Source organism: Pseudomonas sp. XK-1 (genome assembly GCF_038069885.1).
In the GTDB taxonomy this organism is placed as follows: Bacteria; Pseudomonadota; Gammaproteobacteria; order Pseudomonadales; family Pseudomonadaceae; genus Aquipseudomonas.
Genome location: NZ_JBBPES010000006.1, coordinates 50,177 through 62,451, shown reverse-complemented (window position 1 = coordinate 62,451; position 12,275 = coordinate 50,177). Strand labels below are relative to the sequence as shown.

The 12,275-nt window shown below is 65.2% G+C and carries 14 protein-coding genes; 5 read left to right on the top strand and 9 right to left on the bottom strand.

The annotated features are described in order from the left end of the window. The first annotated feature begins 167 nt into the window (after nt 1-167). Both elbB and WMW70_RS16390 read left to right on the top strand, forming a co-directional pair. Nucleotides 168-830: an isoprenoid biosynthesis glyoxalase ElbB gene (gene elbB, locus WMW70_RS16395; protein ID WP_341438533.1), complete on the top strand. Its 663-nt coding sequence runs from the start codon at nt 168-170 to the stop codon at nt 828-830. Nucleotides 831-1,051: 221 nt separating this feature from the next. Next, entirely contained in the window at nt 1,052-1,522 is a 471-nt protein-coding gene (locus tag WMW70_RS16390) for a thioesterase family protein (RefSeq protein ID WP_341438532.1), read from the top strand. Between the two features lie 3 nt (nt 1,523-1,525). On the opposite strand, the gene WMW70_RS16385 is transcribed toward WMW70_RS16390, so the two are convergent. Further along, on the bottom strand, nt 1,526-1,987 hold the full coding sequence (locus tag WMW70_RS16385; protein ID WP_339462412.1) for a YaiI/YqxD family protein: 462 nt from the start codon (nt 1,985-1,987) through the stop codon (nt 1,526-1,528). Nucleotides 1,988-2,079: 92 nt separating this feature from the next. On the opposite strand from WMW70_RS16385, the gene WMW70_RS16380 reads away from it, so the two are divergent. Further along, a complete protein-coding gene (locus tag WMW70_RS16380; RefSeq protein WP_341438796.1) occupies nt 2,080-2,853 on the top strand; it encodes an SDR family NAD(P)-dependent oxidoreductase in 774 nt (257 codons plus the stop codon). Nucleotides 2,854-2,868: 15 nt separating this feature from the next. On the opposite strand, the gene rhtB is transcribed toward WMW70_RS16380, so the two are convergent. The 4 genes from rhtB to WMW70_RS16360 all read right to left on the bottom strand — a co-directional run bounded on the left by rhtB (nt 2,869) and on the right by WMW70_RS16360 (nt 6,840). Then, complete coding sequence (rhtB, locus tag WMW70_RS16375) at nt 2,869-3,498, bottom strand: homoserine/homoserine lactone efflux protein (protein WP_341438531.1); 630 nt, start codon at nt 3,496-3,498, stop codon at nt 2,869-2,871. Between the two features lie 80 nt (nt 3,499-3,578). After that, nucleotides 3,579-4,343 carry a TerC family protein gene (locus WMW70_RS16370; RefSeq protein WP_341438795.1) on the bottom strand — a complete coding sequence of 255 codons (765 nt, stop codon included), beginning with the start codon at nt 4,341-4,343 and terminating at the stop codon, nt 3,579-3,581. A 5-nt stretch (nt 4,344-4,348) separates the two neighbouring features. Next, nucleotides 4,349-4,933, bottom strand: a complete 585-nt coding sequence (locus WMW70_RS16365; protein WP_341438530.1) for a mechanosensitive ion channel family protein — start codon at nt 4,931-4,933, stop codon at nt 4,349-4,351. Then, nucleotides 4,930-6,840, bottom strand: a complete 1,911-nt coding sequence (locus WMW70_RS16360) for an ATP-binding cassette domain-containing protein (RefSeq protein WP_341438529.1) — start codon at nt 6,838-6,840, stop codon at nt 4,930-4,932. The genes WMW70_RS16365 and WMW70_RS16360 overlap by 4 nt, the downstream gene beginning before the upstream one ends. Before the next feature lie 50 nt (nt 6,841-6,890). Between WMW70_RS16360 and WMW70_RS16355 the strand changes: the two genes are divergently transcribed. Then, nucleotides 6,891-7,346 carry a TIGR02444 family protein gene (locus tag WMW70_RS16355; RefSeq protein ID WP_341438528.1) on the top strand — a complete coding sequence of 152 codons (456 nt, stop codon included), beginning with the start codon at nt 6,891-6,893 and terminating at the stop codon, nt 7,344-7,346. 1 nt (nt 7,347) lies between these two features. On the opposite strand, the gene WMW70_RS16350 is transcribed toward WMW70_RS16355, so the two are convergent. Continuing rightward, nucleotides 7,348-8,226 (bottom strand): AlgP family protein, encoded by an 879-nt coding sequence (locus WMW70_RS16350; protein WP_341438527.1) that lies wholly within the window; start codon nt 8,224-8,226, stop codon nt 7,348-7,350. A 117-nt stretch (nt 8,227-8,343) separates the two neighbouring features. Here WMW70_RS16350 and WMW70_RS16345 point away from each other — a divergent pair, with 117 nt between their 5' ends. Beyond that, nucleotides 8,344-8,988: an FKBP-type peptidyl-prolyl cis-trans isomerase gene (locus WMW70_RS16345; protein WP_341438526.1), complete on the top strand. Its 645-nt coding sequence runs from the start codon at nt 8,344-8,346 to the stop codon at nt 8,986-8,988. Nucleotides 8,989-9,000: 12 nt separating this feature from the next. On the opposite strand, the gene rsd is transcribed toward WMW70_RS16345, so the two are convergent. The 3 genes from rsd to WMW70_RS16330 all read right to left on the bottom strand — a co-directional run bounded on the left by rsd (nt 9,001) and on the right by WMW70_RS16330 (nt 12,265). Then, entirely contained in the window at nt 9,001-9,474 is a 474-nt protein-coding gene (gene rsd, locus WMW70_RS16340; RefSeq protein ID WP_341438525.1) for a sigma D regulator, read from the bottom strand. A gap of 419 nt (nt 9,475-9,893) precedes the next feature. Beyond that, nucleotides 9,894-11,114 carry a heme biosynthesis HemY N-terminal domain-containing protein gene (locus WMW70_RS16335; protein WP_341438524.1) on the bottom strand — a complete coding sequence of 407 codons (1,221 nt, stop codon included), beginning with the start codon at nt 11,112-11,114 and terminating at the stop codon, nt 9,894-9,896. After that, nucleotides 11,111-12,265: a uroporphyrinogen-III C-methyltransferase gene (locus WMW70_RS16330; RefSeq protein WP_341438523.1), complete on the bottom strand. Its 1,155-nt coding sequence runs from the start codon at nt 12,263-12,265 to the stop codon at nt 11,111-11,113. Before WMW70_RS16330 ends, WMW70_RS16335 begins: the two co-directional genes overlap by 4 nt. Nucleotides 12,266-12,275 lie beyond the last annotated feature (10 nt).

Here is a 12,275-nt window from a genome sequence, read left to right as displayed (position 1 = left end):
TTTTTTTGTTTTTGGTGGCAATGGTTGGGGGTCGGTGTTTGTTTCCCCCCACCCCCCCCCCCCCACGCCACACTCGCTTCGCGGCGCGCCATGCCAACTTGGGTGGCATATGGCGACAGGCAGGTCACGACTCAATCCGGTACGACTCGGCAATTCAGGAGCATTTAATGAACAAAAAAGTTGCGGTGATTCTTTCCGGCTGTGGTGTCTACGATGGCGCGGAAATCCATGAAAGCGTGATCACCCTGCTGCGTCTCGATCAGCGCGGTGCCCAGGTGCAGTGCTATGCCCCCAACGTGGCGCAACTGCACGTGGTCGACCATTACAGCGGCGACGAGATGGATGAGACGCGCAACGTGCTGGTGGAGTCGGCGCGCATCGCCCGCGGCAAGATCAAGGACGTCAAGGAACTGCATGTCGGCGATTTCGACGCACTGATCCTGCCCGGCGGTTTCGGCGTGGCGAAGAACCTCTCCGATTTCGCCATCAGCGGAGCCAACTGCACGGTGCAGGCCGACGTGCTGAGCGCCGCCCAGGCCTTCGTCAAGGCCGGCAAACCGGTCGGCCTGATCTGCATCGCCCCGGCCCTGGCGGCGAAGATCTTCGGCAGCGGGGTGATCTGCACCATCGGCAACGACCACGATACTGCCGCGGCCATGACCCAGATGGGCGCGGTTCACCATGAGTGCGAAGTCAGCGACATCGTTGAAGACCCTGCGCGCAAACTGGTCAGCACCCCGGCCTATATGCTCGCCCAGTCGATCAGCGAAGCGGCCTCGGGCATCAACAAACTGGTTGATCGGGTGCTGGAGCTGGCTCACCACGACTAGTGTCGTGACACAGGTCATTTGTCGTGGAGCTCCACCGGGCGTTAGCCCTGGGTTGTAGAGCACTCCGCCATGCCGGCGCTTCGCACGCATGGCGTGCTCCTACAGGTTTGCGACAGACCCTAGTCCGTTCCTGCCAATCGGCGCGGCACACCGGCCGCGCCTCTGGTCAAACCGCGCGGCATGCGGCAGTTTGTACTGACACCCGCCCAGGCCCACCCCTCATGACCCAACCACCCAGCGTGCTCGATGACGAACTTCGGCAGGCAGTCGCCGGCTTTTTCCAACGGATTCCGTTCAACCGGATGCTCGGTATCGAGCTGGATGAACTGAGCCTGGAACGGGTCACCATGCACCTGCCGATGAAGCCCGAACTGATCGGCAACTTCGTCCACGGTATCCTGCATGGCGGGGTGATCTCCTCGCTGCTGGATGTGGCCGGTGGGGCCATGGCCCTGATCGGCGCGTTCGACAAGCACCAGCACCTGGCAAGTGCCGAGCGCATGACCCGGCTGTCCAAGCTCGGCACCATCGACCTGCGCATCGACTACCTGCGCCCCGGCCGCGGCCAACGCTTTACCGCTACGGCGGTGCTGCTGCGCTCGGGCAACAAGGTGGCGGTGGTACGCAGCGAATTGCACAGCGACGATGGCACCCTGGTGGCTGTTGGCACCGGCACCTATCTCTGCGGGTAGGCGTCAGCCGCCGGCCTGGCGCTGCAAGCGGGTCAGGATACGATCCAGGGCATTGGCAAAGGCCTGCTTGTCGCGCTCGCCATAGGGCGGCTGGCCGCCACCGACCTGGCCCTGCTCGCGCAGCTCGGTAAACAGGTTCCGCACTGCCAGCTTGTCGCCCATATTGCGTTCATCGAACTCGCGGCCGCGCGGATCGAGGGCAGCCACGCCCTTTTTCACCAGGCGATCGGCCAGGGGCACATCACTGCAGATCACCAGCTCGCCGGGCAGGGCGTGTTCCACCAGATAATCGTCGGCAGCGTCCGGGCCGCTGGGCACCACAATCAGCCGCACACAGCTGTAGGCCGGCTTGACCTGGGCCTGGCCGGCCACCAGCAGCACTTCGAATCGACGCTTGAGAGCGAACTTGACCAACTGATCCTTGGCCGCCCTGGGGCAGGCATCGGCATCTATCCATACGCGCATGGCTGTTTCCTCGCTGACGAAGCGCTAGTATGCCGAAGATCGCAGCCGCGTCGCGTATCCCCGCCGCGCGCCGTTACGCCGAGGTCATGGGCATGGAGTACTGGCAACGTCTCGAACACCCCGCCAACGTACTGGTCTGCGGGGCCAGCCGCGGCATCGGCCTGGCCCTGAGCGAACAGCTGCTGGCTCGCGCGGATGTCGCCCGGGTCTGGGCGGTGGCGCGTCACGCCAGCCAATCCGCCGACCTGGCGGCCCTGGCCGAGCGCCATGGCGACCGCTTGCAGCGGCTGGATCTGGACTGCTGCGACGAAGCCGCGCTGGCCGCACTGGCGCAACGGCTACGCGCCGTCACGCCCCAGCTGCATCTGCTGCTGTGCACCGTGGGGGTCTTGCAGGAAGGCGCGGCAAAAGCCGAGAAGAGCCTGACCCAGCTGGACTTGCAGGGGCTGCTGGCGACCTTCCAGCGCAACAGCTGCGCGCCGATCCTGCTGCTCAAGCACCTGTTGCCGCTGCTGCGTGGCCGTCATCCGTGCACAGTGGCGGCGCTGTCGGCACGGGTCGGCTCGATTGGCGACAACCGCCTCGGCGGCTGGTACAGCTACCGGGCCAGCAAGGCGGCGCTGAACCAGCTGCTGCACACCGCCAGCATCGAGCTGAGCCGGCTGAACCCGAACAGTTGCGTGCTCAGCCTGCACCCCGGCACTACCGATACCGCGCTGTCGAAACCCTTCCAGGCCAATGTGCCAGCAGAGCAACTGTTCACCCCGCATTTCGCGGCCGAGCGCTTACTGGCCCAGGTGGCGCGTCATGGCCCGGAACAGACCGGCAGCTTCTGGGCCTGGGACGGCCAGCCGATTGCCTGGTGACCTATCCAGCGAAGCTCAGACCGCCGCGCGCCGCACCGTGGCCAGCAACGCGGCGGCACCGACGAACAGAGCGCCGAAGGTGCGGTTCATGATGCGCTGCTGCCGCGGCGAACGCAGCGCCCGCAGCAGCCGCGACGCCAGGCCGGTGTAACCGGCCATGACAATCAGGTCGACACAGATCATGGTCACGCCCATCACCAGGTACTGGCTCAGCAGCGGGGCCTGCGGGTTGAGGAACTGCGGCAGCACCGCAAGCATGAAGACAATGGCCTTGGGGTTGCTGAAGTTGACCAGAAAGCCGCGCAGCACCAGGGTCAGCGGTCGGCCGATGGGGCGCTCGGCGGGTGCCGCCATGTCGCTGGGCAGCGCCTGCCACTGCCGATAGCCGAGGTACACCAGGTAAACCACGCCGAACCACTTGATCAGGCTGAAGGCCAGCTCCGAAGCCGCCAGAATCGCCCCGACGCCGGCGGCGACGATGGCGATCTGCAGGGCCAGGCCCAGTTGCAGGCCCAGGGCGTTCCAGTAGCCGCGCAGAAAGCCGTACTGCAAGCCTGCGGACATCGAGGCAATCGCGCCGGCCCCCGGCGACAGGCTGATGATCCAACAGGCGACGAAGAACGCGAGCCAGGTTTCCAGTGCCATGGCGATACCTCAAACAGGTCGATAAAAAAGGGGCAAGCCTTAGCCTACCCCTTGTCGTTGACTGCGCCCAGCCGGCTAACTCAGTCCGGCGAACCCTTGCGCAAGTGCACCGGTTCCATCTCTTCCTTGCGCGCCCGGGCGCGGGCCGTGCGCATACGGATATTGACGGCTTCCACCGCCAGCGAGAAGGCCATAGCGAAGTACACGTAACCCTTGGGCACATGCACGTCGAAGGCTTCGGCAATCAACACCGTGCCGACCACGATCAGGAACGACAGCGCGAGCATCTTCAGGCTCGGGTGCTTGTCGATGAAATCGCTGATGGTGCCCGCCGAAAGCATCATCACGATCACCGAGATGACGATGGCCGCGACCATCACCGGCACGTTATCGACCAGACCGACCGCAGTGATCACCGAGTCCAGCGAGAAGACGATATCGATGATCGCGATCTGCACGATGATGCCCATAAAGCCGTAGGCCTTGCCGCCGGAAGCCTGCCCCTCCTCCTCGCCTTCCAGGCTGTGGTAGATCTCCGCGGTACTCTTGAACAGCAGAAACAGACCGCCGAAGAACAGAATCAGGTCGCGCCCGGAGAAGCCTTCGCCGAAGACGTGAAACAGGTCGTTGGTCAGGCGCATCACCCAGCTGATCGACAACAGCAGCAGAATCCGCGTGCCCATGGCCAGGGCCAGGCCGAAGAACCGCGCCTTGGGCTGCTGATGCTTGGGCAGACGGCTGACCAGGATCGAGATAAAGATGATGTTGTCGATGCCGAGGACGATTTCCAGGGCGGTCAGGGTCAGAAACGCGACCCAGAGTTCGGGGTTGGCCAGCCATTCCATCATGGTTATATCTCGAGTTTGCGCGCGACGGGGAGTTCGCCATTGCGCCAGCGGCGCACGGCTTTCTGGAAGAACAGACTATTAGGCACCTGCACCCAGCAACCCGGGGCATCGCCACTGAGGTCTTCGAGGGTGGTGTAGAACAGGTTGATCGACAACACCCGGCCTATGACCCCTGGCTTGTCGGCACTTTCGATCACTTCCACGCAGTCGCCGATGCGAAAGGGCGTCAGGGTCACGATCAGCAGCGCGCAGAACAGGTTGGACAGCACGCTCCAGATGGCGAAGAAGGCCACCGCCGCCACCGCGACAAAGCCGGTCAGCGCCGTCCACAGCACCTGGGCGGAAACCCCCAGACGCTCCAGCACCAGCATAAAGGCGCTGCCCATGATCAACCAGCGCAGCGCGCCGCGCAGGGGCCACAGAACTTCCACCGGCAACTGCGGGTAGCGCATGGCCAGGCGGTTCAGACCGCGAGCCAGCAGGCGCTGGAGCAACCAGGCGAGCAGCAGGATCAGTAGCACCTGGCCACCACGGATCAATGGCCCGCTGTAGGCGAGCAGCCATTCAGCCAAGGAGTCGAGGGTCAACTGGCGGCCTCCAGCTCGGCCTGCAAGGCCTCCAGGGTTTCCAGCGCCAGCATCCAGCGCTCCTCCAGATCGGCCTCGCGGCTTTTCAGCCTGGCCTGCTCGGCCAGGGCATCGCGCAGCTCATCCTTGCGCGCCGCTTCATAGATGGCGCTGTCACCCAGGCGCTGCTCCACGGCCGCGAGCTGAGCATGCAACTGCCCCAGCTCCTTTTCCAGCTTGTCGGCTTCGCGCTTGTGCGGGGCCAGTTGCTGGCGCAGCGCGGCCGCGACCTGGCGCTGGGCGCGCTTGTCGGTCTTGTCCAAGTTGCTCTCGGCACTGCTCGGCGCGGCCTGACGCACGCGGTAATCCACCAGCCAGCGGGCGTAGTCTTCCAGATCGCCATCGAACGACTGCACGCGGCCATCGGCCACCAGGAGAAACTCGTCAGTGGTGCTCTTGAGCAGGTGACGATCGTGGGATACCACCACCACCGCGCCGCTGAACTCCTGCAGGGCCATGGTCAGGGCCAGGCGCATTTCCAGGTCGAGGTGGTTGGTCGGTTCATCGAGCAGCAGCAGGTTGGGCTTGCCCCAGGCGATCAGGGCCAGGGCCAGGCGGGCTTTTTCGCCTCCGGAAAAATTCAGCACCGGCTCGTCGCAGCGCGGGCCGCGGAAGTCGAAACCGCCGAGGAAATCGCGCAGGGTCTGCTCGCGCTCGGTGGGGGCCAGGCGCTGGAAGTGCAGCAAGGGGCTGGCCTTGTCGTCCAGGGCGTCGAGCTGATGCTGGGCGAAGTAACCCACCACCAGGTTCTCGCCACGCTGCAAGCGCCCGCCGATGGGCTGCAGTTCGCCGGCGAGGTTCTTGATCAGGGTCGACTTGCCCGCCCCGTTGGGCCCGAGCAGGCCCAGACGCGCGCCGGGGGTCAGCTGCAGCTTGACCTGCTCCAGCACCACCTTGTCGCCATAGCCCAGGCGGCCTTCGCTGAGATCCAGCAGAGGACTGGAGATCTTGTCGGCCTCACGGAAACTGAAGTCGAAGGGCGAGTCGACATGTGCAGCCGACAGCTCCTCCATGCGCTCCAGGGCCTTGATCCGGCTCTGCGCCTGCCGGGCCTTGGTCGCCTGGGCCTTGAAGCGGGCGATGTACTTTTCCATATGGGCGCGTTGCGCCTGCTGTTTCTCGTAGGCCTGCTGCTGCTGGGCCAGACGCTCGGCACGGGTGCGCTCGAAGGCCGAATAGCCGCCGCGATACAGGGTCAGCTTCCGCTGCTCGACATGGGCGACGTGGTCGACCACCGCATCGAGAAAATCGCGATCGTGGGAAATCAGCAGCAGGGTGCCGGGATAGCTCTGCAACCAGCCTTCCAGCCAGAGGATCGCATCCAGATCCAGGTGGTTGGTCGGTTCGTCGAGCAGCAACAGGTCGGATGGGCACATCAGCGCCTGGGCCAGGTTCAGGCGCATGCGCCAGCCACCGGAGAAGTCGCCGACGCGGCGGTCCATCTGCGCACTGTCGAAGCCCAAGCCGGCGAGCAGCTTGCGCGCCCGGGCATCGGCGGCATAACCGTCGAGGTTGTCCAGCTCGGTGTGCAGGCGGGCGATGGCTGCGCCGTCATGCGCAGCTTCGGCCACGGCCAGCTCGGCCTGTACCTTGCGCAGCTGCAGATCGCCGTCGAGCACATAGTCCACCGCCTGGCGCTCGACCGCATCGATCTCCTGGCGCATATGGGCAATGCGCCAGTCGGCGGGAATCAGGCAGTCGCCCGCGTCCGCGCTGAGCTCGCCGCGCAGCAAGGCGAACAGGCTGGATTTGCCGGCACCATTGGCACCGATCAGGCCGGCTTTATGGCCGGGGTGCAGGGTCATCTCGGCGTCTTCTAGCAGACGCTGAGGGCCACGCTGTAAAGTGAGGTTCTGGAGTCGGATCATAATGGCGGCGGAGTCTACCAGAGTCGCCTATCAGTTACGCGGAAAGCACCATGCACTCTGACCTGTGGCGATTTGCCGAAGAGTTCTACCGACGTCCCGGCGTCGAAGCCGCCTGCCTGCAATTGCAAGCCCAGGGCGCGGATGTCTGTCTGCTGCTCTGCGCACTCTGGTGCGAGGTGCGCAAGGTGCCTTGCACGGCGCAACGGATCGCGGCCTTATGCAACATCGCCCAGCCCTGGCAAGCACAGGTGGTGACGCCACTGCGCCAGTTGCGTCAGGGTTGGCGCAGCGCCGCACAGGACGATCCGGGGCTGGCGGACCTGCGCGAACAGGTAAAAACACTCGAACTGGAAGCCGAGCGCGAACTGCTGCAGCGCCTGGCCCTGCACAGCCGCGACTGGCCCAGTGCCGATACCCCGCAGCCGGGCGGCTGGCTGGAGCAGCTCGCCCCCGCCACCGAGCACGCCGCGCTGCAGGTGCTGCGCGACGCGGCGGCCCGTCCCTGACTTAGGGCGCGCTTGGGGCGGTGCTGGCGCTGTCGCTGCTGGCAGCCGCGGAAGGCGCAGCTACGGGCTTGGCAGGTGCAACCGGCTTGGCCGCTGCAGGCTTTTTCACCGCCGGCTTGGCGGCAGGCTTGGTGGCCGGCCTACTGGCTGCCTTGGTCGCAGGAGCCTTGGTTGCAGCAGGCTTGGCAGCGGCTTTTACCGCAGGCTTGGCACTCGCGCTAGCGGCCGGCTTCTTCGCCGCGGTGCTGGCCGTGTTCTTGGCTGGAGCAGCCGGGGCCTTGGCCGCGGGTTTGGCTGCTGCCCGGGCCGGAGCCTTGGCCGCAGGTTTGGCCGGGGCACCGGCTGCAGCCTTGGTCGCTGGAGCAGGCTTGCTCGCCGGTTTGGCGGCAACTTTTCTCGCGGCTGGCTTGGCCGGGGCTTTGGCCACTGCCGGTTTGGCAGCTGGGGCAACCATCGCCGCCTTGGCCGCACGACTGTCCAGCGCCTTGCTCACGGCCTCCTTGACCTTGCCCACGCCCTGAGCAAGCTTCAGGCTTTCCTGGGCATCGCGCTTGAGCCCGGCAATATAGCTGCGGGTTTCGGTTTGACGCGCCTTGAGCGCATCGAGCAGTTCTTCGAGCTCGGCCACCGCGTCCTTGGCCTTGCCCTGGGCCTTGGCCTTGCCGGCTACGGCGGCATCCTGCAGTTTGCTGCGCGCCTTGTGCAGTTTCTCCTGGGCTTTGCCGCGCTGCTTCTCCAGTTTGGCGAGCAGTTTCTCGGCATCGATCAAGGCCCGGCTGCAGGCATCTTCAAGATGTTCGAGCAGGCTGCTGGAAAGCTGCTGGAGCAAATGCAACGGGGTACTGACAGACTTTTTCTTTGCGTTCTTTGTAGCCGACATAACGCGCCTCCTGGCGGGTGAAGATGCCATTCATACTAGTCCTCCTCGCGGCTGCGTCGCTACCTCGCCCCTAAAGCTAACAGGCATAATCAGTGCAACTTTGGTCGGAGAACGTCCATGCCGCGGATTTCGCTGCTACTGCTGTGCCTGCTCGCACCACTCGCGCAGGCCCAGGAAGACTCACAGGATCTGGCCTACAGCCTGGGCGTGCGCCTGGGTGAACGGCTGCGCGAGGAAGTACCGCAGCTGGACCTGCAGGCCCTGCTCGACGGCCTGCGCCAGGCCTATCGCAATGAACCCCTGGCCCTGGATGGCGAACGCATCGACAGCCTACTGGCCGCCCATGAAGCCCAGCTGGCCAGCGCTCCGGCGCTACGTGAGCGCGCCATGGCGGCAGAGCGGCACTTTTTAGCCAGGGAAAAAGCCAAGGCCGGTGTGCGCGAGCTGGACAATGGTGTGCTGGTGCAGGAGTTGCGCCCGGGCCGAGGGCCCAAACCTCAGGCCACAAGCCGCGTGCAGGTACGCTATAGCGGCCAATTGGCGGACGGTAGCCAGTTCGACGAGAGCCAGACGCCCCAGTGGTTTAGCCTGCCCAGTGTGATTGCCGGCTGGCGCAGTGCATTGCAGCAGATGCCGGTGGGGGCGCAGTGGCGGCTGGTCATTCCGTCGGCGCAGGCCTATGGCGAAGAAGGTGCGGGGGATCTGATTCCACCCTACTCGCCCCTGGTGTTCGAGCTGGAGCTGCTCGACACCAAGGAATAACCCCTCCACTCGTCAGAGAGCGGGGGCAGCCTGCTCTTGATGGGCGTTGTGCAGGACTTCGATCAAGCAGTCTTCCAGCTCGAAGCGCTCATGCAGCAGCTGCCCGAGGCGCACCAGCTCATCGATCAGCGACACCGAATCATGACAGTCGCCATTGTCGCAACGGTCGTTGAAGGCCAATGCCACTTCGGTGATCACTTCGATCCGTGGGTAAATCTGCTTGGCCAGTTCCAGCCCGCGCTCATCACCAAATGCCTTGGCTTCGTTGGTCAGCTGTTCGTAGACCTCGAAGTGGCCGGCCGACACGTAGTCGACGAGGATTTCGCAGAATTTCTGCAGGGTCTCTGCGTTGGCACTCGGCGCTTGCGGCGAACTGTTGATGGCCGCATAGGCGTGTACCAATTCCTGGCGTTCCTGCAGCCAGCGGTCGATCAGCAGGTGAACCCCACCCCAACGTTCCTGGGCGTTCTGACAACTCTCGAGCATGATGACCTCACTTCCCTATTGCTATTAGTGTTGTTCGCCTGGTCGAGACATTTTTCTGTCAATTAGCCCAGGGGCTTGGGAAGAAAACCGTGGAACGGCGACTTTCCGGCGGTACCTGCGAGCCAGATTATGCCCGCCGGCCTGAGCCTTCAAGACAGCCCCGGAGAAAATTTCATACAAGCGTTTAACTTGCTCATGGTCTCCCGCGCAGGGCTCAAGCGGCCTGTAAAAGCACGGAGCAACCGGCCCCGGCTCCATGCCTGACCTGCTGATGCGGGCCCGCACCCCGCATCATGGGCCTATCCAGCCACACCATCCGGCCCGCGACAGCACCCCACTCCTCGACCTGCAGCACCACTGTAAAGCATTCCCCGCGGCATGATCGAAACCTTATTCGCCCTGCCGCGGGATCAATAGGATTAGCCAGCCAGGCGACGATCGAGCAACCCCAGACCGTCCTGAAACAGCTGATTGCTCGCCTCGACCTCACCCAGCTGGGCGAGCAGACGCGCCAGCTCGGCGCAGGTTTCTGGATGCCGTTCGAAGGTCAGGCTGCTCTCGAGATAGCCGCGCGCCTTGCCCCATAACTGGTTGTGCACGCACAGACGACCCAGGGTCAGCAATAGCCCGGCATCCTGCGGGTGAGCCTGCAACAGGCCTTCGGCCACCTGCAGTTGACGGGCGGCATCGCTGCCATGCAGCAAGCCGTAGAGGCGCACCAGATGACTGTCGTACTGACGCTTGAGGGCACTCTGCAGCAGGGCTTCGGCCTCTGCCTCGGCACCCAGGTGGCGCAGCTGCTCGACATAGGCCGCGAGCATATCCGGCTCCTGGCGCTGCGCCGTGGACAGCTGCTGCCAGATCTTGGCCAGTGCCGCCAGGCGCTCTTCACGACCGTCCTCGGCAGCCTGCCCGATACTCGCCATGCGGCCGCGCCAGGCCTGCCGCTCCAGCTCGCTGAGGGTGGCGTCGCCGAGCAGTCGCTGCTTGCGCAGTTCCGGCAGCAGACCCAACAGACCCGACCAGTCCTGCTGCTGCAGATACAGCTGCTGCAAGCGCAACAGCACCTGATGCTGCTGCGGATAACGCTCGCGCATGACCTGCAGGGTGTCCTGGGCCGCCTCGGCCTGGCCGCGGGCCAGTTGCAGCTCGGCATGGGTCAGGGCCACGGCCAGCTCGGCCTTCGGCTGACGCTCCAGCGCCCGTTCCAGCAGCGCATCGCTGTCCTCATGCTGGCCCAGTTGCTGCGCCGCTCGTGCCGCGCCCAGGTAATACATCAGCGGCTGCGGCGCACTCTCGGCAGCGCGACGCAGATGGCGCAGGGCGCGCGCCCAGTGCCCTTCGGCCAGGTCGACAAAACCCAGTTCGGCGGCCATGCGCGTGCGCCGGCGCTCATGCAGGCCCGACCAGGGATTGACCAGGCCGGCCGAGGTCAGGGCGAACCGCAGCAACAGGCGCAGGCCGTACAGCAGCATCCAGAGCACCAGCAGCAGCCCGACAAAGGCCCACAGGCTGGACTCGAAGCGAAAGCCCTTGTAGGCCAGCAGCACATAGCCCTGGTGCTGCGCGATGGCCAGTCCCAGCAGCGTCAGACCGACTATCGCAGCCAGCACCAGGAGAAGCAGATAAAGGCGTTTCATGGGCGCGGCTCCTGCTCGGCCGACTCGACTTCGACCGCACTGTCGGTCTCGAACTGGGCACGGGCCGACTGCTTGCTGGCGATATAGGCCTGGATCGCATTGAGGCTGGCGCTCAGGTCAGGCACCTTGACCTCGATGGGCCGCGCCAGCAGCTCGTCGATCCGCGCCGCCAGGGCACGGCTGTCCGGATTTTCCGCATTGAAGTGGCTGGCCAGCACATCCCGGGCCTGGCGCAGGGCCTGCTGGTAGACCGCGGTATGGCCATGCAGGGCGGCCCACTGCGCCTGCTCGAAGCTCATGCTCAGGGCCAGACGCACCTGCGACAGCGCCTGCCCGGCCAGCAGGGGACGAATATTCTGATCGGCACTGAAATCCAGGCGCACATACTGCGCCAGGGTTTCCAGGCCGCGCACCCACCAGCTCTGCGGCTCACCCTTGGCGGCCAGCTCGCTCAGCGCGCCACCTTCGCCGTCGCCGGCAAAGGTCGGCGGCAGGGCTTCGAGCTGGGCGGCCTGATCACGCAGCGCGCCCAGCTGCAGAAACAACCCGGTACGATCCGGATCGAAGCTGCCACGCAAGGCTTCGAGACTCTTTGCCAGCTGCTCGCGGGCCGCAAAGGCCGCCGGGTCATCCTGGCTGCGCAGGATCTCGTCTGCGCCCTCGACCAGCGCCAGGGCGCTGTTGATGTCCTGCAGCGCAGACAGACGCAGGCTGGCCAGGCGCAGCAGATGCTCGGCTTCGGCCAGTCGCCAGTCCTGACGGCTAGCCCCCAGCAGGCCCTCCAGACGCTGATTGAGCAGTTGCTGGTCGCCCTGCAGCTGGCTCAGCAGACGGCGCTGGCCGTCCAGTTCGGCCGGCGGCGGCAACTGCTGCAGGCGGCTGTCCAGGGCCCGGGTCTTGGCCACCAGGTCATCGGTCTGCTCGCGGGTCTGCTGCAGCTGGCCCACCTGCTGCTGGTCACGCACGTCCAGCGCGCGCAGCTGCCAGACACTCCACCCGCCTACGCCCACACCGGCAGCCCCCACCAGCAAAGCCAAAGCGGCCAGGGCGTTGCCGCGGGATGGCGGCTTGGCCGGAGGCGGCACTGGCTTCGCGGCGGACGCGTCCACAACAGTTGGTTCCTGCACGTTCGGGGTAGTCGCTTCGCTCACGTATCCATCC